This window comes from Fodinibius sp. GM21 (assembly GCF_058386955.1).
In genome coordinates this window covers 120065-139975 of the sequence record NZ_JBYEIQ010000005.1, presented here as the reverse complement: position 1 = coordinate 139975, position 19911 = coordinate 120065, and the positions used below count along the sequence as shown (strand labels likewise).

At 42.3% G+C, this 19911-nt stretch carries 18 protein-coding genes; 8 read left to right on the top strand and 10 right to left on the bottom strand.

The features are described 5' to 3' along the window. Nucleotides 1–46 precede the first annotated feature (46 nt). The 5 genes from ACT3IB_RS13620 to ACT3IB_RS13600 form a co-directional block, all read right to left on the bottom strand. The gene (locus ACT3IB_RS13620; protein ID WP_491539573.1) at nucleotides 47–1441 is read right to left on the bottom strand and encodes a class II fumarate hydratase; all 1395 of its coding nucleotides are present in this window, start codon (nucleotides 1439–1441) and stop codon (nucleotides 47–49) included. A 158-nt stretch (nucleotides 1442–1599) separates the two neighbouring features. Beyond that, complete coding sequence (locus ACT3IB_RS13615) at nucleotides 1600–2733, bottom strand: GNAT family N-acetyltransferase (RefSeq protein ID WP_491539572.1); 1134 nt, start codon at nucleotides 2731–2733, stop codon at nucleotides 1600–1602. Between the two features lie 3 nt (nucleotides 2734–2736). After that, nucleotides 2737–3981 carry an aminotransferase class I/II-fold pyridoxal phosphate-dependent enzyme gene (locus tag ACT3IB_RS13610; protein WP_491539571.1) on the bottom strand — a complete coding sequence of 415 codons (1245 nt, stop codon included), beginning with the start codon at nucleotides 3979–3981 and terminating at the stop codon, nucleotides 2737–2739. Between the two features lie 88 nt (nucleotides 3982–4069). Continuing rightward, complete coding sequence (locus ACT3IB_RS13605; RefSeq protein ID WP_491539570.1) at nucleotides 4070–5209, bottom strand: glycosyltransferase family 4 protein; 1140 nt, start codon at nucleotides 5207–5209, stop codon at nucleotides 4070–4072. A 15-nt stretch (nucleotides 5210–5224) separates the two neighbouring features. Beyond that, nucleotides 5225–6379, bottom strand: coding sequence for a glycosyltransferase family 4 protein (locus tag ACT3IB_RS13600; protein ID WP_491539569.1), 1155 nt, complete (start codon nucleotides 6377–6379; stop codon nucleotides 5225–5227). Between the two features lie 104 nt (nucleotides 6380–6483). On the opposite strand from ACT3IB_RS13600, the gene ACT3IB_RS13595 reads away from it, so the two are divergent. The 7 genes from ACT3IB_RS13595 to rpsU all read left to right on the top strand — a co-directional run bounded on the left by ACT3IB_RS13595 (nucleotide 6484) and on the right by rpsU (nucleotide 13064). Next, on the top strand, nucleotides 6484–7458 hold the full coding sequence (locus ACT3IB_RS13595; RefSeq protein ID WP_491539568.1) for an NAD-dependent epimerase/dehydratase family protein: 975 nt from the start codon (nucleotides 6484–6486) through the stop codon (nucleotides 7456–7458). A gap of 4 nt (nucleotides 7459–7462) precedes the next feature. Next, nucleotides 7463–9013, top strand: coding sequence for an Ig domain-containing protein (locus tag ACT3IB_RS13590; RefSeq protein WP_491539567.1), 1551 nt, complete (start codon nucleotides 7463–7465; stop codon nucleotides 9011–9013). 47 nt (nucleotides 9014–9060) lie between these two features. Next, complete coding sequence (mutY, locus tag ACT3IB_RS13585) at nucleotides 9061–10155, top strand: A/G-specific adenine glycosylase (RefSeq protein WP_491539566.1); 1095 nt, start codon at nucleotides 9061–9063, stop codon at nucleotides 10153–10155. Nucleotides 10156–10387: 232 nt separating this feature from the next. Further along, a complete protein-coding gene (locus ACT3IB_RS13580; RefSeq protein ID WP_491539565.1) occupies nucleotides 10388–11230 on the top strand; it encodes a TIGR02757 family protein in 843 nt (280 codons plus the stop codon). Between the two features lie 73 nt (nucleotides 11231–11303). After that, nucleotides 11304–12065, top strand: coding sequence for a hypothetical protein (locus ACT3IB_RS13575; protein ID WP_491539564.1), 762 nt, complete (start codon nucleotides 11304–11306; stop codon nucleotides 12063–12065). Between the two features lie 2 nt (nucleotides 12066–12067). Further along, a complete protein-coding gene (locus tag ACT3IB_RS13570) occupies nucleotides 12068–12703 on the top strand; it encodes a hypothetical protein (protein ID WP_491539563.1) in 636 nt (211 codons plus the stop codon). Between the two features lie 166 nt (nucleotides 12704–12869). After that, nucleotides 12870–13064, top strand: coding sequence for a 30S ribosomal protein S21 (gene rpsU / locus ACT3IB_RS13565; RefSeq protein WP_491539562.1), 195 nt, complete (start codon nucleotides 12870–12872; stop codon nucleotides 13062–13064). Nucleotides 13065–13104: 40 nt separating this feature from the next. On the opposite strand, the gene radA is transcribed toward rpsU, so the two are convergent. The 3 genes from radA to ACT3IB_RS13550 form a co-directional block, all read right to left on the bottom strand. After that, the gene (gene radA / locus ACT3IB_RS13560; RefSeq protein ID WP_491539561.1) at nucleotides 13105–14469 is read right to left on the bottom strand and encodes a DNA repair protein RadA; all 1365 of its coding nucleotides are present in this window, start codon (nucleotides 14467–14469) and stop codon (nucleotides 13105–13107) included. Between the two features lie 15 nt (nucleotides 14470–14484). Continuing rightward, on the bottom strand, nucleotides 14485–15567 hold the full coding sequence (locus ACT3IB_RS13555) for a lysylphosphatidylglycerol synthase transmembrane domain-containing protein (RefSeq protein WP_491539560.1): 1083 nt from the start codon (nucleotides 15565–15567) through the stop codon (nucleotides 14485–14487). Between the two features lie 164 nt (nucleotides 15568–15731). Further along, a complete protein-coding gene (locus tag ACT3IB_RS13550) occupies nucleotides 15732–16808 on the bottom strand; it encodes a class I fructose-bisphosphate aldolase (protein WP_491539559.1) in 1077 nt (358 codons plus the stop codon). A gap of 191 nt (nucleotides 16809–16999) precedes the next feature. Here ACT3IB_RS13550 and dusB point away from each other — a divergent pair, with 191 nt between their 5' ends. After that, nucleotides 17000–17992 (top strand): tRNA dihydrouridine synthase DusB, encoded by a 993-nt coding sequence (dusB, locus tag ACT3IB_RS13545; protein WP_491539558.1) that lies wholly within the window; start codon nucleotides 17000–17002, stop codon nucleotides 17990–17992. A gap of 28 nt (nucleotides 17993–18020) precedes the next feature. Here dusB and ACT3IB_RS13540 read toward each other — a convergent pair whose 3' ends face one another. Both ACT3IB_RS13540 and ACT3IB_RS13535 read right to left on the bottom strand, forming a co-directional pair. Next, on the bottom strand, nucleotides 18021–18734 hold the full coding sequence (locus tag ACT3IB_RS13540; protein WP_491539557.1) for a DUF72 domain-containing protein: 714 nt from the start codon (nucleotides 18732–18734) through the stop codon (nucleotides 18021–18023). A 307-nt stretch (nucleotides 18735–19041) separates the two neighbouring features. Next, nucleotides 19042–19905 (bottom strand): mechanosensitive ion channel family protein, encoded by an 864-nt coding sequence (locus ACT3IB_RS13535; RefSeq protein ID WP_491539556.1) that lies wholly within the window; start codon nucleotides 19903–19905, stop codon nucleotides 19042–19044. Between the last annotated feature and the right edge of the window lie 6 nt (nucleotides 19906–19911).

Sequence of the window (19911 nt, the reverse complement as noted above, 5' to 3'; positions counted from 1 at the left end):
TTTTGCAGCAGTATAATTTTTTCAGATAGCAATAATTGTTTAAAGCTTACTCCATAAAACCGCCCTTCGTCATTTTAATAGGATCTAATGCTTGATCCAACTCTTCATCACTCAAATCTGTCATTTCACGTGCCACTTCTTTGACTGGTCGACCATCAGCAAATGCCTTTTTCGCAATTTTTGCCGCTTTGTCGTATCCAATTAGCGGATTTAGAGCAGTTACCAACACGGGATTTCGCCCCACCATATCGGCAACTCGCTCTTCATTCACGCTCAGTCGAGAAACAGATCGGTCGGCCAGATTGCGCACGGCATTTCCCAAAATATTGATTGACTCCAATAAATTATGAGCAACAACCGGCAGCATAACATTCAGTTCAAAGTTCCCTGATTGACCAGCTATCGTAATTGCCGAATCATTACCGATAACCTGTGCACAAACCATAGTAATAGACTCTTCGATCACCGGATTAATTTTACCCGGCATAATTGATGAACCAGGCTGAAGCGCTTCAAGATGAATCTCCCCGATTCCACTGTTAGGACCGGAATTCATCCAACGAAGGTCATTGCCAATTTTCATCAATCCTGTTGCAATCGTTTTTAACTGACTACTTAATTCCACAGGCGCATCAACCGTAGCCTGTGCTTCAAAATGGTTTTGAGCTTCGCTTAAATCAGTATCTACTTCTCCGGATAGTGCTTTGGCCATTTCTTCGCCAAACTTGGGATTCGTATTTAATCCCGTTCCCACTGCTGTTCCTCCCTGTGGGAGTTCGCTTACTCGTTCCAAAGTTGATTGTAATCGTTCGACACCAAGTTCCAGCTGACGGGCATATCCATCAAACTCCTGCTTTATAGTGACCGGCATAGCATCCATAAGATGCGTGCGTCCTGTTTTAACAACATCGGCAAACTCTTTGCCCTTCTCCTTAAATGCTTTCTGTAAGTGCTCAAGAGCAGGCACCAAATTATTCTCAACCGCTAGTATTGCTGCAATACGAATCGAGGTTGGAATAACATCGTTAGAACTCTGTCCGTAATTTACATGGTCGTTGGGATGAATCTTGGTATCTACATCAGTTTCCTTAAGCTCATTGGCCCGTTTAGCAATAATTTCATTAGCGTTCATATTGGTAGATGTCCCCGATCCCGTCTGGAATATATCTATGGGAAAATCATCATCAAATTTACCTTCTGCTACTTCCGTTGCTGCTTTTTGGATAGCCTTAGCAACACCTTCATCAAGTTCATCCAAATCCGCATTTACTTTGGCAGCATTTTTCTTAACCAAACCAAGCGCCTCAATAAATCCCCGGCTGAATCTTATACCGCTTACAGGAAAATTATCCACAGCACGCTGTGTTTGGGCACCATAATAAGCATCTTTAGGCACTTTAACCTCACCCATTGAATCAGTTTCAATACGGTAATCACTCATAACACTCGATTTTTTAGTCAGAAATTCTTTTTAAATACTGCAGAAAAATCACTCTGCTAAAGCATTCAAATGTAGGAAATTTTTCGGAGATTTCGGAGTGTCGGAAGGCAGTAAATATTACTTCGCTTGGGATCTTAATGACAAATGCTACGCAGAAGCTAAAGCACCTTTGCGTACATGCGATAGGTCTTCTCGATGCTGGCTCCAATCTTTTCGGCAACGCGAATCATATTTTTGTTCGATTCCAGAACCCAACTCAGCTCAGACGAATTATAACCAACTTCTCTGCCGTTAATTATTGCCTCTTTATGAAGCAGCGCATCAATGCCTTTCCCCTGATATTTTGGGATAACTCCCATCAAAGCTGTGCGAATTTGATTAATATTTCGACGGTGCCAAAGCAGTTTAAAAAATCCGGTTGGAAACAACGTTCCATCGGTGTGTTTCAAGGCCTGATTTAAATCCGGAAGAGCAATCGAAAAAGCTACGGGCTCACCGTCAACTTCAGCAATATGCGCCACCTTAGGATCCAATATTAGTTTAAGATCTTTGGCCAGAGCTTCTAACTCTTCTTTTGAAAGCGGAATAAAACCCCAATTTTGTGACCAGGCTTGATTAAAGATGTTTCGTACAATTTCCACTTCATCATCAAGATTCTTGGTATCAATTTCACGGATCTTGAGTTTCGGCAAACGACGGCGGACAATCTCTTCAGCTCGATAAATCCGATCAAGAGTTACGCTGGCCTGCGTCACCCGAAAGGCATACATATCCATTTCTTTTTCAAGTCCCGCATTGCTAATCAAATCACCATAGTAAGGCTTGTGATACGGCATCATGAAGCTGGGCTCATATTCAAAGCCATCAACTAAAATACCAATCTCATCCATCATGCTCGGGTTTGCCGGCCCCAAGACATCGGTATGTCCGCGTTGTTTTAGCCAATCGCCTGCAACTTTAAATAGAAGGTTAGCTACCGACTGATCATTGATACACTCAAAAAAACCAAAAAAACCGGTTTTATTATTGTGATGCTCGTTATAACGGCGATCCTGTATAGCTGCTATTCTTCCACAAAGTTCGCCATCCTGTTCGGCCAAAAATAGCGCAATGTCGCCATTGTTATAAAAAGGATTACTCTCCGTATCGATGAGTTTTTTCTGCTCCATCTTTAATGGAGGAATCCAGTTCTCATCTTCGGAATAATGCTGATAAGGGAAATCTATAAATTGTTTACGCTCTTTTTTGGTAGTGGCAAGCGTAATACCATTTATTCGATGAGTGGTTTTCACAACTTAATCCATTTCGAGAAGTGAGTGTCCGTTCTGATCAATAATACCTTGCTCAATACCCACTTTACGGAAGGCTTCGAGAATTCGATCAAGATGCTCATCAGTATGTGTAGCCATATAACTGGTACGAACCAAGGACTGTCCACGCGGTACTCCGGGAGGAACAACCGCATTTACATAAACACCAGCTTCGAAAAGACCTTTCCAAAACTTAAAGCAGTCCATCATTTCGCCGATTACCACAGGAATAATGGGCGTTTGACTACTCCAAACATTAAAGCCCATATCACGAAGTGATTCTCGCATATAATTAGAGATCTCTTCCAGCCGATCCAGGCGCCAAGTTTCATCCTGTAAAATTTCAAGTGCTTTAAGGACCGTTGCTACATTGGCGGGAGGCATAGATGCACTGAAAATATGTGCGGGCGAATTGTGTCGGATATACTCAATAACTTCATGGTCACCAACCAAAAATCCGCCGAGCGAGGCAAATGATTTTGAAAACGTACCGCTAACCAAGTCGACTTCATCCAACAAATCAAACGTTGATGCCGAACCACGTCCGCCCTCACCGATCACTCCAATAGCGTGAGCATCATCAAGATACAAACGGGCATCAAATTTTTCCTTCAATCGTACAAGCTCCGGTACATTTGCAATAGTTCCAGACATTGAAAATACACCATCACTGACAATAATTTTACCGGCATCTTTGTCTGCCCTTTCCATCAGCATCTCCAACTGGTCCATATCATTATGTTGAAAACGCATCGTCTTGGCATTCGAAACAAGGGTCCCGGTTACAATACAAGCATGATTGTCTTTATCGGAAAAGATCACATCTTTACGGCCTGCAATAGTCTGTATTGCCCCTTCATTGGTTTGATAGCCCGTGCTAAACAACACACAGGAATCCTTGCGCATAAATTCTGCTAATTTCTCTTCAAGCTCGATGTGCAAATCAAGCGTACCATTCAAATATCGGGAACCTGTACAACCAGTTCCGTAAACTTTTAAAACTTCAGTAGCGGCCTCAATTACACGGGGATCATTCGTCAAACCTAAATAGTTATTAGATCCGGCCATAATAACTTCGCGACCGTCAATCTGAACCGTTGTACCGTCGGTAGCTTGGAGAGGTTTAAAGTAGGGATAAAGACCCTCAGATTTTATTTCCTCAGCTTTGGTGAAATCGTAAGCCTTGGCAAAAATATCGTTTGATTTTACATCTGATTTAGAATCAGCCATTCGTTCCATTTTTCGGCTTTTAAAAAGTGCTTATCGTTGCAAATATACTTCCATATTAACCATCAATCAAATTATCAATAAGATAATATTAATTGGGGGTCCCTAAAGTATATCTGTTGATTATAGTTTGAAAAAAGTCAATATATTGTTCTGCTACATGCTTCCAGCTGAATTGCTCTTGCACATAACTACGCGTTTGCTTCGAAAATTGTTCCAAATTATTAGAAAGAATATTATTTACCGTTTCTGCAAACTGGGCAGCATCACGGGTTGGTACCCGATAGCCATTCTCACCCTGAGTAATTACATCTTTGATACCTTCGAGATCTGCAGCTACTGCGGGGGTTCGTGCCATATTGGCTTCGAGTAAAACGATGCCAAACCCTTCCATATCTCCCTCTACCGGTATGTTAGGCATCACAAAAAGATCGGCAGCTGCGTAAGCCTGATTTAACACTTCATCTGGTTGTCGACCCAGTAAAAAAATACGATTTTCACATTTTGATTGTTCAACTGCTTCATCAATGTTTTCAAATTCAGGACCATCTCCCACCGTGACGTACACGACATTATCATCCAGCCTGGGCATTACTTCGCGTATAAACCATTCGTGTCCCTTGCGTTTAACTTTCCGCCCCACCGTAAGGAGCATGAATTTATTTTCAAGCGGAATGCGAAAGTTCTGTTGCAGTCGATTTCGTGATTCGTTTTTATCTGGAAAATTGTTCAGCTTTTTGAAATCAAATCCGTTCGGCAGTGCCACTCCTTTTTCAGGGTTCATTCCCCGCTTGATACACTCTTCGCGCGTTGCCCGCGAAACAGAAATCACCCCATTCAGGCTATGAAAAATTTTGGGTACAAACCACTGATAAATTTTAACCGGGAGGGTCACATCACGGCCATGATTAATCGTAATCATCGGTACCGAAACTTTTTGCCGAATAAAATAAGCCAGACCTGCCGTAACCATGGAAGAAAATACTACTAAATCAACTTTTTGTTCGCGAACTTTATGAGGTAGTTCAAATAAATTTCTAAAAAGAAAGGCTGCCGTTTGCAAAGCTATTTTTCCATCTTCAGACACATTAATTGTCTCTGTAATAACTTCGACCTCATCTTTTCGCCTGAGTTCATTGATCAATTGTTGACTTACTCGCTGCATCCCGCCGACATTATCAAGAATTTCTCCTTCCGGCGGATGTGTATGAGAGACATATAAAATTCGCACGTTAAAAAAGTTAGACTAAAATTTTAGAGCGGGACGAGGTTCATTCAGTGCTTCTCGGTAATTTTCCAATAACTTATTGTTTACATTTTCCCACGAATATGCCAACGCTTTTTGACGCGCTGCCTTACTCATTCGATCCCAAAGCTCTTTATCGTTTGTAATATTAGCTACACGCTGCGCAAATCCCTGCGTATCACGGGGAGCAGCCAAAAATCCATTGACCCCCGATTCAACCAGTGACCGGCTTCCGGTAGCATCAGCAACCACACACGGCAACCCGCTCGACATCGCTTCGAGCGTTACATTTCCAAAGGTTTCCGTTTCAGAAGGAAACAGGAAGACGTCACTGCTGGCATAAGCTCTACTTAACTCATCGCCGGTTATAAATCCGGTAAAATGAGCTTCGGGCAACATATGTTCGAGTTCTTTCTTTGCCGGTCCATCTCCCACGATCATCGCTCTGATTTTGGAATGATCTTGCTGCAGACGTTTTAGAGTATCAACAAAAGTTTGGAGATTTTTTTCCCACACCAGTCGTGACACAAACGTTACAATTTTATCCTCATCGTCAAATCCGATCGACCGGCGCCATTCCATATCCCTAAAGTCGGGATTAAATTGATCAGTATTTACGCCTCGGGCCCAAATCCTGATACCATCATCAATTCCTTCCTCATTAAGTTCATCAGCCATCGAGGGCGAGGGAACGTAGATATGTTTGCACTGACTATAGAACCAGCCGATATATTTCCAGCCCAGCACTTCCAGCATATCCAGGTTATAATACTTTAAATAACTGGTGAAGTGTGTATGGTATGAGGCTACAAGCTGGATATCATTGGCCTGTGCCCACCGCATGGCACGAAACCCCAACACATCAGGCGTGGCCAAATGAATTAGCGTAGGCTCAAATTCCCTAAGTCTCCGCTGAGCTTTCTCAGGAAACCCAACCGTAATACGATATTCTGACCGTCCGGGAACAGGAACCGAGGGAACGGAAACAAACTCTCCTTCATGATCAATAGCCGGTTCATCAACAGTAGGACCGAAAACAATTACCGGGATACCTTTTTCCTCTAAAAACCCAACCAGCCTATTCAGAGTCAATGAAACTCCATCCTGAATATGGTTGTAATTCCCGGTAAAGATGGCAACTCTAAGTTCTTTCATAAATTTTCCAATACATCTTTGATATTTGTATCTTAATAACTGTCTTAAACTTGAGATGTTTTAACAATCATAGTTTAATTTAGGCCCCAAATATACAAAATTTGATGAAAGCCTTCGTAACCGGCGGCACAGGTTTTATTGGAAGTCATCTGGCCGATACGTTAATTAGTTCTGACGACTATTCTGAGGTTCGATGCCTCATTCGCAACAATGAGAAATGGCTTAAGGACAAGGATTTTGCTCGTGTTCATGGCGATCTCGATGATCTACCTGTGCTTAAAAAAGCACTCAAAAATGTAGATGTTGTCTTTCATATTGCCGGTCGCGTTAAAGCCCCCACATATGAAGAACTAAGGCATGCGAATGTGGACGCGACTGAAAACCTTCTCCGTATTGCCCAAAAGGAAGGCGTTCCTAAAATAGTGGTACTATCGTCGCTGGCCGCGGCCGGCCCCAGTCAAAACGGACCCACTACTGAAGACAAGCCGATGAATCCCATCAGTAACTATGGGAAATCAAAAAAAGAGATGGAGAAAGTTATCCACGAGGTATCAAATCGGAATACCTCAATTACTATTTTGCGTCCACCCGCGGTTTATGGCCCGCGCGAAGATCAAATTTACAGCTTCTTTAAGATGGTTAATAAACGGATATGTCCCATTATTGGCGATGGGGAACATCCCAAAATTTCGATGATTTACGTGGGCGATGTAATTAATGGAATCTTGAAAGCGGTTGATCAAACTGCCAAAGGAGTTCATACGTATTTCATATCCGGACCTGAAATCTATACCTGGAATCAAATACGCGGAACTACTTCTAAAGTATTAGGTAAAAAAGCGTTACCCATTTACGTTAAGCCCAAACTGGTAAAAACAATCGCAGGTACGGTTGAAAAAGCTGCATCATTTTTTGGAATGTATCCCGTTCTTAACAGGGAAAAAGCAAAGGAATTAATTTTAGAATGGACGTGCTCTAATGAAAAAGCACACCGAGAACTCGGCTATACCCCCCAATATTCGCTGGGTGAAGGAATTGCGCGTACCATCCACTGGTATAAAAAACATCACTGGCTATAAATTTATGAAAAACAAATTGTTCACTTTTTTTGTTGGCTTACTCATATGTGTCACTATTAATGTTCAGGCACAACCTACGCTGCAAAAAGATTTCTCTTACGTATTAGAAATCCCGTCAACGATAACAGTAGGCAGTTCTGCTGCTCATGTTTATGTTTTATCGGACAGTGAAGGAATGGCTGTATTTCGCACACAGCAGGATACCCTACAGTGGCTCTATTCGTCCACCGGAATGGAACAACGAGGGCATACTATGACGGCTGATATCCGATTTGCTTACCTATGGGGCGATAGTCGGCGGCTCACTGTGCTCGAACCCACTTCGGTATTGGGTGTCTACTCCTCAACCCTGCTGCCTGCCAATCCTCGGGATGCTAAACGGATCGACAACAATCTATATGTGGCTCTGGGTGATAAGGGACTCGGAAAACTTTCGCTCCGATCACCTGCCGCAGTCGATTCCACCATGGATTATGTAGAACGTTCTCGTTTGAGTCGAGAAAATATTGTTGATCTCGAAGCCTCCAACGATCAGCTTTTTGCTCTTTCATCCAGCAAAAAACTCTATCAGTTTGATTATCAGGATGATCAACTAACGCTGGGTAAAGAGCTGGAGCTCTCCGAAGATATCAGTAAAATATTTTTGATTGATAACACTGTTTACGGCTCAGACCCTGATGGTAATATTTATGAGTTCAACAGCTCAGGTAACACATCACAACTTGGAAGTATCGATGAACCCGTAGTCAAGATAGAAACCTGGAAGAATTGGCTCATTATTCAGGGAAGCTCTAACAGGGTTTGGACCTCATATCAAAATAGAAGCCCCGACTTGTGGAAAGAGGATAAAGATGCCGGGAACTACTTTACAGTGACAGACGGTGATCTATGGATTTCGGAATACAATAAGCTTAGCCGAATAATAACGTCAGTACCCGGTGGTAGTTCTAACGATGATATAACTACAAAATCAAGTGAAGCGTACTCCGGTGAAATTGCTCTAAAAGATATTCCCAACCAACTAGTGCCACATACCAAAGCACTCTTATTCCCAATCAGGTTTGAGCAGGATATTCCTGCTAATGCAGTACAAATTTCATATCAGTCTGGTAATGTAGCACACGCTGAAATACGGGGACAGAGTTTTTACTGGCAACCGACGGCTGATGATGTTGGCAATCATCGCATTAAAATTATCGCATCAACCAATAGCGGTGAAACGGATAGTACCAGTATTGATGTTGAAGTTACATCCTTTAACTCGCCGCCACGGTTTGCACCTATAAGAACAATAAGCATCCCAATTAATGAAGAATTTTCGTTACCTATTAAAGCAACGGATCCTGACGGAAGCGACCGAGAGTTAATTCGATATCTGGGGGTAGACTTACCGGAAGGTGCGTCAATTGATGAAAAAACGGGAGAATTTACGTGGTCCCCTACTCCACGCCATATAGGTGAGAATGAATTCCGTGTCATTGCAACAGACCAGTACGGGGCTGCAAAATCGATTGACGTTACTATTAATGTTGTCGAAAATACTCGCAGCGAATAGATCGACAATTAACGCAGATCATTTTAACTTTTAGGAAATAATAAACATTGGATAAGGGTACATTTCAAAATCTCTTGTTGGACTGGTACGATCAAAACAAGCGTGAGATGCCTTGGCGCGACTGTGATAATCCCTATAAAATATGGGTCTCTGAAATTATGTTACAGCAGACCCGCGTGGATCAAGCCACTCCCTATTTCAATCGTTTCATGGAACGCTTTCCCACGGTTTACGATCTGGCTGAAGCCGACCAGCAAGAAGTTCTTAAGGTCTGGGAAGGACTTGGATACTACAGCCGTGCTCGTCACCTGCATGCCGCAGCAAAGCTCGTTGTCGATAAGTTCGAAGGCAACGTCCCCGATAAGTGGGATGACATCACAGAACTCAAAGGAGTGGGTCCCTACACCGCTTCGGCAGTGTTGAGTATTGCATTTCAGAAAAAGTACGCTGTGGTCGACGGCAATGTGATCCGCGTGCTCAGCCGTTACCTGGGTATTGAAGATGATGTTCGAAGTACGTCCACAAAAAATGCCATACAAGATGCTGCAGACGAACTTATTTCTAAAGAACGTCCGGGTGATTTTAATCAGGCCGTAATGGAATTGGGGGCAACCCTTTGTACACCTTCCAATCCCAATTGTGGGGAATGTCCTATTCAAGCCAATTGTGTGGCTTACAAAACAGCAAAAACTCAAGACATTCCTTATAAATCATCCGCAAAAAAACGTCCGCATCATAACATTGGCGTGGGCATTGTCTTAAATGAGGCAGAAGAAGTTCTCATTGCACTGCGTCCTGACGATGCCATGCTGGGCGGCATGTGGGAGTTTCCCGGGGGCAAACAGGAAGAAAATGAGAATATGGAAGACACGATAAAGCGCGAGCTTAATGAAGAATTGGATATCGACATTTCAATCACAAAACCATTCATGAAGCTCGATCATGCGTATTCACATTTTAAAATTACACTGCATGCTTATTTATGTGAATTGGCGAATGGAATACCCAAACCGAAATCGAGCCAGGAAATCCGCTGGATTGCTATTGATGAATTGAGCGACTACCCCTTTCCGAAAGCCAACCGAAAGCTTACCGAAAAGCTGATGAATTTATATAAAGGGCAACAGGAACTGGAGATTTAACTCTTTGTCATGCTGAATTCAACCTACGTAGCCTACTACTTCGGCGAAGTTGGTCTCGTTTCAGGTTGAAATATCTTAATACATTGAGATCATTCAATCTCCTTAAATCCCTCTTCTTCAAGAAGGGCCTCAAGCTAACAGTTAAATTTAAGATTTAGGTTATATAATTTGAGTTCCTCCTTGGCGATGAAGGTCAGGAGGATTCGTAACAAAATTTAGCAAAGTAGAAACAATGCCCCCAAAACTTCAAAAACGGACCCCAAAACAGATCAAAGAGCTTAAGCCTTTCTTGGATGAGTGGGTTGCCAAAATTGAGGACCCGGACTATATCAATGATGATCCCGTGCTGTTTATGCACGCCTTCAATCAGAAAGAGGATCAGCTGTTGGCGGGATTTTTTGCCGCCACTATGGCGTGGGGACGTCGTGATGTGGTTATCCGCAAAGTACGTGACTTTCTCGATCGGATGGACAATCGTCCCACTGAGTTTATAACCCATTTTGAAGAACGTGATGCCGGGCGTTTTCAGGGATTCAAGCACCGTACTTTTAAACCCATCGACATGAAATGGCTCGTAAAAATATTGCAGTCCATACTATTAAGCTGCGGTTCTTTTGAGGATTTCTGGGCATCTTGCTATGAAAAAGCTTCCGAAAACGAGCGACCGCTGATGTCCGTTTTCCACGAACAGTTCTTTGCCCAGCATCCCGAAGCACCGCAACGCACGCGCAAACACGTATCCAATGCCGACAAGAAAAGCTCCTGCAAGCGGCTCTATCTTTTTTTGCGATGGGCTGTACGCAAGCAAAGCCCCGTTGATTTGGGGTTGATGAACTTTATGCCGCAATCCGAGCTTATGATCCCCCTTGATGTACACGTGGCACGACAAGCCCGGGCACTCGGTCTTCTTTCCCGAACGTATAACGACTGGTGGGCCGTGCAAGAGCTTACGCAAGCACTGAGGCTGCTCGATCCCGAAGATCCCGCCAAGTACGATTACGCACTTTTTGGGTTGGGAGTTAATCAAGATGAGATTCCCACAAAGTTTATCAAAAATCCGGTAATGCTGGATTAAATTTTTGCCACCCCCTATTTTTATTATAATATTGATTAATTAATCATCAGACGCTACTTCTTAAAATCATATTATGCGAACAAAAAATGTTCTTTTCTTTATATCTATCTTAGCCACAATTTTTCTAACCACTTCTGTTTCTCATGCTCAAACCACCTATGAAAGTGATCGAGGATTCTTTACCCCAGTCGTAGAATCGTTGTATCTGCAAGGGGGCATTTTGGAAGATACCCAACTTATCGGTCCGGCCGTGGGATACCGATTCAACGACCGTTACGATCTAAGCCTGCACGCCGAGTTTTTAAACAGTGAAACAGGAGGGCTGACAGGAGATCGCAGAATACAACTTTCTATTCTAAATATTGGAATCACCGCAGGACAAACCTACCATTGGGATAATAATTTGCTACTTCGAAATGAATTGTCTGCATATCACAGCTTTAATCTAAATCTCCAAAATTATAATGAATTGTCTGCATATCGCAGTTTTAATCTAAATCTCCAAAATTATCAGGGATTTACGACTCCCTCATTAACCTCCATTCTTGGGGTTTCATCTATTTATAAATCGCTCTCCGTTTCTGAGAATATTACATTTATGCCCAATATCGGTGCTGTAGCGGGAGTGGGCGATTATCAACCGCCCGTTTCATCCGGCAATTTACGACAGGGGTTTGACGGTTTCGTGGCCGGCCCTCAGTTGGGGCTGGATACGAAATTTAATATTAGCGAATCATTTTCTATTACGACCAAGCCACAGTATCGGCTTCGATATAATTTCACCCACGAACAATCAACGGGTACCCTTACTTTCAACATCTTGTTTAACTTTTAGGGATGATACGATACTGCCTTCCAATATTATTCTTGTTTGCTGCCTGGACAAGTTCGGTTTCAGCCCAATCCGTTTCGGCTCAGGATGATAAAGTCCCAAATTTATGGGTAGGATTACAAGCAAATGCCATGACTGCTTTCCAGGTAAATAGCATGGAACGCGGGGGTTCTCAGTCGCAGGGAATCATTCTCTCAATTTATGATTTTGAGCAATATCGTTTTGGTATCAACCTTCATCTTTTCAGAGGGTTCGATTCTGCAGTTGACTTTTTATATGGCGGGGGTGTTTTCTATGCGCTTATAAATAAAGAGAGATTTAGATTAAAAAGTGGCATCAACATAAGTCGATTTGCAGTAAATGATTACAGAAGAGAAGGTGATGTTGTTGGCGGAAAAATTGAGGATCAATTCCCGGAAACCTTTAAACCCTATCTCGAAATTGAATGGCCTTTATCAAAATCAATTGTACTTACGGCACAAGGCGGATACCGGATTTCGCGAAGTGATATCACCACAATAGAAGAAATTCTTGAAAGATATCCTGATGGAAGTCCCTTTCGAGTACATGCTAATGACAGTCAAAAATGGTACGGATCGGGCTTTGAATTTGGAGTAGGATTTAGCTTAAAACTTTTCTGATATACTCAAACCAAGCTTTATCTCTATCCTGAACTTCTTCGATACCCAAAAAGTAACAGTATCATCAGAAATGATACGCTATTTTTCTTTGTTATTAGTATGCACATTTACAAAAGAATCCTTATATTTCGCGTCCGAGAATTGAAAGTAAAACAATTTACATTTTATGGTTGGAGTTAAAGTAAAAGACAACGAAAGCATTGATCGAGCCGTTAACCGGTTCAAAAAACTGGTAGCCCGTTCGCGAATTCTCAATGAATACAAAGAGAATCAACAGTATACCAAGCCTTCGAAAGAACGTCGTGAGGCACTGAAGAAAAGCATTCGCGAACAACGCCGACGAGAGCGTAACAAGTATTAAGAAATATTTTTGTGATTTTTGAAAAGCTCTTTAGTTCATGCTAAAGGGCTTTTTTTATCGCTGCTGAAATATTTGTCACGCCCAGCGATTTAAGATCTATCTCCTGATCAAGAGTATTGGATTTAGGAATAACTGCCTTCTTAAATCCGAGTTTACTTATTTCTGAAAGGCGATGATCAATTTTATTCACCGTACGAACTTCTCCTCCCAACCCCACTTCTCCCAAAAATGCCATTTTGTTCGAAATTGGTTTATCCAAGAAGCTGGATACCAAAGCCATCGTTACCCCTAAATCAGCAGCCGGATCATTTACTTTTAATCCTCCCGCAATATTCAAATATACATCCTGTCCGGAAAACTGATACCCTCCACGTTTTTCCAACACCGCAAGCAACAGCGACAAACGCCGGTGATCAAAGCCTGTAGCCGTGCGTTGCGGGGTTCCATAGTTGCTGGGCGTTACCAATGCCTGCACCTCAACCAAGAGCGGACGCGAGCCTTCAATCGAACAAATAACTGCATTACCGCTTACCTTGCTGTCATATTCTGAAAGAAACAACTGCGATGGATTTAATACATCTTCCAAGCCCGATTCTTTCATCTCAAAAACACCTACTTCCTGCGCCGGACCAAATCGATTTTTTATGCTTCGCAACATCCGGTAGTTATAATTGCTGTCTCCTTCGAACTGCAACACCGTATCTACCATATGTTCCAGCACACGCGGACCGGCAATAGTACCCTCCTTTGTTACATGACCAATCACTAACGTAGTGATATCCTGTTTTTTAGCCAGTTGTTGCAGCAACGCAGCACACTCCTTGACCTGTTGTATGCTACCTGCCATGCTTGTCAATTCTGTACGATACACCGTCTGAATAGAATCAACTATCAACAAATCCGGATCTAATTTTTGTGCTTCTTTAAGCACTTTATTGATATCGGTTTCGGTGTAGATATAAAAGTTATCTGAACTAACACCCAACCTTTTTGCACGTTGCTTAATTTGTCCCGCTGACTCTTCTCCGGCACAATAGAGTATCTCCAGATCCGGATTCGACTTCCCAATCTGTAGGGTGAGCGTACTTTTGCCAATCCCGGGATCACCGCCAATCAACACAAAAGAACCGGAGACAAATCCTCCGCCCAGCACGCGATCAAATTCCTGAATCTTACTCAAAAAGCGTTCTTGAGAATCCTTATCAATATCGTCAAGCTTTTGTGGCGGTTGGGAATCTTCAAGTCCATCCACTTTACCTTTATGTTCTTTCTCGGATTTCGTCTTGCGCTCAACCTTAAACTCCTTAAACGTATGCCAGGCACCACAATTGGGACAGTTTCCCAACCACTTGGTAGAGGTGTGTCCACAATCCCCACAAACATACTGTATCCGATCTTTAGGCATATGTATTAGTTTATTTTAGGATGGTAAATCGCTATCAATCTTTTCTTTGGCAGCTTCATCACTTAATGTATCTATCATAGAACGGTTGATATACCAAGTTGTGGCCATCATTCCCAGTCCGATGCTTATGTAATAACTTATCACCCGCCAGGCAAAGACAGCTAAGCCTATAAAAGCCTTTCGATCAATAAGCGGTCCCTGGAAAATCGCAAATAAGCCTTCTACTCCTCCACTTCCTCCGGGAGTCGGCATAATTAGAAAAGCCAGATTCATTGCCAGACTTCGCAACACCGATAGGATTACATCAGCAGGAAGTAAACTCAGTACTACAATAGTCGGCAGAGCAATTCTACATAACCATGACATCGTAGAGAGAAAAAATGCTTTGAACAGAAAGCTTTTGGGTTTTCTACGCAACTCGTGAGCATATTCAACCAAGTTATCAACTTCGCCGGCAACCGTATCTCTCCATTTTCGCAGGAAGGGAAGCTTAAACAACCAGTTTACCACTTTTCGAATCGCATTGGGATTTTTCAATACCCCGTAAGCCATCAAGCCTGCATAGCTTAGTAATCCGACATAAAGCAACATCATTGAAGCATGCCCTATAAACCCAGTATTATTGGGCACTACCTCAAAGAAAATTCCTGAAATCAGCAATATAGGAACAGCCATTGCAAACCATAGCTGATCGAGGAGCAAGCTGTAAAGCATGATGGCCGTAGATTGTCCAAAATTAAAACCTTCTTTGGTCAATGCATATGTAGCCATGGGGGCTCCACCTACTACCGAGGGCGTTATGGAAGAGGTAAAATCCCAGCTTAGCATCACCCTAAATGATGCCATCCAGTCGAGTGCTTTTTCGGACAGATACCTGATCTTAGCAGCTGAAAATCCCAGTCGCATAAATGATACCACAATTGCAATAATGATACCGGGAAGCCGCTTTGCCTTAAGATGCGTCAACACCCCGGGTGTATAGGTTAGCCAAATGACAAATGCCATTGTCGCTACGCTCAACCCAATAGAAATAAAGAGATATTTTTTGGAAAAATACCGCTTTGGATCCTCTTGTATTTGCTCTTTTTTATCAGACAAGAAAAGTAGTTCTACAGTAGAATTAAGTATCTATTTTCATCTCCGAAAGATAAAATATTAGTCGAAAAATAAGAGAGCAATACCACAAAACGAATTCAAACTGTTTTGCTTCATAAAAAAGGCCTTATGGAAAACTCCATAAGGCCTAAAAACAGGTTGATTTGTTATGCCACCGTAATATCGTCATCAAGATAAACATCCTGAATAAAGTTCAATAACTGGATGCCCTCTTTCATCGGACGCTGAAATGCCTTACGACCACTGATTAAACCCATACCACCGGCTCTTTTATTGATGACTGCAGTACGGACTGCCTGGGCAAAATCGTTCTTCCCGGAAGAACCACCAGAGTTAATCAGTCCGGCGCGTCCCATGTAATCATTCGCTACCTGATAGCGTGTTAAATCGATGGGATGATCACTGGAGAGCTTATCATAAATATCTTCATCCAACTTACCATAAGAAGAATCGCCCATATTAAGTGCCTTGTATCCCCCGTTCGTAGTTGGCTGTTTTTGCTTTATGATATCTGCCTGAATGGTTACACCTAAGTGGTTCGCCTGACCGGTAAGATCAGCCGCAGCATGATAATCTTTGCCATCCACTTTAAACGCTGAATTTCTCGTATAGCACCATAGTATAGTAGCCATTCCCAACTCATGTGCCCGCTCAAAGGCCTTGGCCACTTCCTGAATTTGACGGCTTGATTCTTTAGATCCGAAGTAAATAGTTGCTCCAACAGCAACAGCTCCCATATCAAAAGCACGCTCTACAGATCCGAACATAATCTGATCATACTCATTGGGATAAGTCATCAGCTCATTGTGATTAATCTTAACGATAAAAGGAATCTTGTGAGCATATTTACGTGCTACAGATCCTAAAACTCCAAAGGTAGATGCTACGCCATTGCAGCCGCCTTCAATAGCAAGTTGAACAATTTTTTCCGGATCAAAGTAATCAGGATTAGGGGCGAATGAAGCTCCACCAGAATGCTCAACACCTTGATCAACAGGTAAAATAGACAAGTATCCTGTTCCTCCTAAACGACCATTATCCAACAATGTTTGCAAACTCCGCATTACACGAGGATTTCGATCAGACCCTCCCAACATATCGTCAACATATGTAGGACTGGGTAAATGCAATTTCTCTTTCGAAATCGTTTCGCACTTATGTGTTAGCAGGTCTTCTGCTTCATCACCAAGTAATTCTTCAATACTTTTCTTTGCTAAAGCCATAGCGTAGCTCCCGGATTTTAACTAAAATTATTTTGATTTAAATGGTAATTAATATAAGTGATTCAATAGGAAATGACTAGTCAACATTGCAAGCAATATGTTCCAAAACCCAGAACCTTTGAAGTATCGATGTTCGATAAAAAATTCAATATCTTTGAGAGTTATCTAAAGGAATTAAATAAGCAATTTTTATGGAAATAGGTGATATTAATCTCGGTAAAAAACCCATCCTGCTCGCTCCTATGGAGGATGTGACGGACTCCCCATTTCGCACAATCTGTCGTTGCAAGGGGGCTTCTGTCGTATATACTGAATTTATCAGTTCCGAGGCCATTGTACGTGATAACGACCAGGCACTACATAAAATGGATTTCACCGAAGAACAGCGTCCCTTCGGTGTGCAGATTTTTGGCGGACGCGAAGAAGCAATGGAAGATGCTGCAAAAACAGCTGAAGAAGAAAATCCCGATATCATTGACATCAATTTTGGATGCCCGGTTTATAAAATCGCCAAAAAGGGGGCCGGGGCCGGATGCCTTCGTGATCTCGATATGATGGAGCGAATGGCCGCCAGTGTTGTTGATGCTGTTGATAATATTCCGGTAACAGCCAAGACTCGTCTCGGCTGGGATGATGAAACCATTAAAATCCGTGAAGTTGCTTTACGCTTACAATCTGTCGGTATTAAAGCCCTTGCTATACATGCCCGAACCCGCTCCCAAAAATACAAAGGCGATGCCCGCTGGGATTATCTGAAATACGTTAAAGAAACACCCGGCCTGGAGATTCCTATCATCGGCAATGGGGATGTTACTTCTCCTCAAGACGCCAAGCAAATGTTCGATGAAACCGGCGTTGACGGCGTAATGATTGGCCGCGGAGCTATTGGTAATCCATGGATTTTTGAACGGACACGCCACTATATCAATACAGGTGAACTATTGCCTGAACCAACAATCGAAGATCGTATTAACCTCTGCGCTGAGCAGTTGCAAAGATCGGTTAATCATCACGGAGAACGGTACGGAGTTATCATCATGAAAAAACACTACGGGCAATATTTAAAAGGCATCCGCAATAGTCGTCAATTACGCGCTGAGATTATGAAAGAATCTGAAATGGGACCGATCATCGACCTGCTTGTCAAGTTCAAAGAGCAGGAGATGTTCGCAGTAGCCTCGTAGCTAATCCGCAAGGTATAAAATGGCAAAATCAGTCGAGTAACTTTTCCATCATTTGAGCACTTTCTACAGCATTCCCGCCCGGATTGTTAAAATAGATCTGCGCATCACGACCTTCATCCAGGTGGTTTTGTACAATGTCTGCCCACGGCTCTAAATCCGATTTTTTATAAGAATACCGGTATCCCGTAAGTCCGTGAAACCTTATATAGATAAAATCTGCAGTAGGTGTACAGGCATCGGGAAATTCTCCTGAACTTTGCCAGACAATAGCAGCATTCTTGTCGCTCAGCAAATCATATACTTCCTGGTCGAGCCATGAAATATGCCTGAACTCGAAAGAAAAATGCTGGTCATCGGGGAGCTTTCTCAAAAATCTATCGAGCCGTTCCGCGTTCTTTTTGAAATTCGGAGGAAACTGCCAAAAAACGGTTTTGAGTGTATCTCCCAACGACCGCATCCGACTTAAAAATTGATTCAGTGGCTCATCAATATCTTTCATCTTGTTATAATGCGTAATCCGACGGTGTCCTTTTACTGAAAAGCGAAAACCATCAACAGCCGTTTCCCGCCATTTCTTTACCGTTTCTTCTGATGGGAGATTGTAATAAGTGGCATTTACCTCTACAGAATTAAACTGCCCGGTATAATATTCAAGGTAATCTTTTTTGGAAACACCCTCCGGATAAAAGTCACTCCAATTTTTATATGACCAACCGCTGGTTCCAATCAATAAGTCGGGCATCCTTCTCTACTATATTAAAGTTCTATTGAATCAATATTCTTCGAAAATCGTAAAGACCAAGGTAAGAATCCTAAAAAATAGGTACTACCATGTTTAGCAGAATCCTTCGACTGCTCTCTACGAGTATTAGTGCATACAGCTTTTATTCCAATCCGCTACGATTTTTTGTAAGCATACTCTGCATCCTTTTAATCCCCTACCTTACTTACATATTCTGGGGATCGATCATAATTGTAGCGTTAGCAATAGCAGGTCTGTATTTTATTTACAAAGCTATTCGAAGTACTGTCGAGAACAAGTCTTCGTACTACTGATCGTTATTTGACGGGGTTGACTCTGTTTTTTGTATCAACTCAATAGGTAACGGCTTAGATGCTTCTCCTGTATAAAAGGAAACATGTGGAAATGGGATCTCAATTCCCTCTTCGTCAAATCGTTTTTTGATCTCTTCCTGAATGGTATTTTTTAGGAAAATCCACTCGTCAACGGGGGCCCAGATTCTGAAATCAAGGTCAATAGATGAAGTGCCGAAAGCCTCAAAAATTATTTGGGGCTCAGGCTCACTTAGCGAATATTGATTTTTTTCAGCCACCTCCATCAAAATTTCTCGCACTGTCTCGATATCCTCTTTGTAGGCCACTGAGACTTTTGCGTTAAAACGACGAATAGGGAATCTTGTCAAATTAATGACTTGTGTTTTAATAATAGTCTCGTTCGGAATACGAACAAACATGTTATCAAATGTCCGCAGCTTTACAGACAGCACATCAATTGACATGACAATTCCAATAGTCCCACTCACATTAATAATGTCATCCACTTTAAACGGTTGTTCAGCAATCAGAAATAAACCACTGATAATATTTGACACACTCGTCTGCGAAGCAAAACCAAGAGCTACACCCACAATACCCGCACCGGCAAGCAGCGGAGCCAGGCTGATGCCCAACTGTCCCATTACGGTAATGATCATCAAAATAATACCCGTATAAAAAACCACCTTCCCCGCCAGCATACCGTAGTGAGAGGCGTATTTTTTGGTAAAAAAGCGACGAGCCCATCCACGTAATAACAGCAAAACGGGAATACTTATCACGATAATCAACAGTACCCTTATGATCTGATGCACTGTTTCTTCCGATAAATAACTGTAGATATTCAGTAGATCCATTGTAAT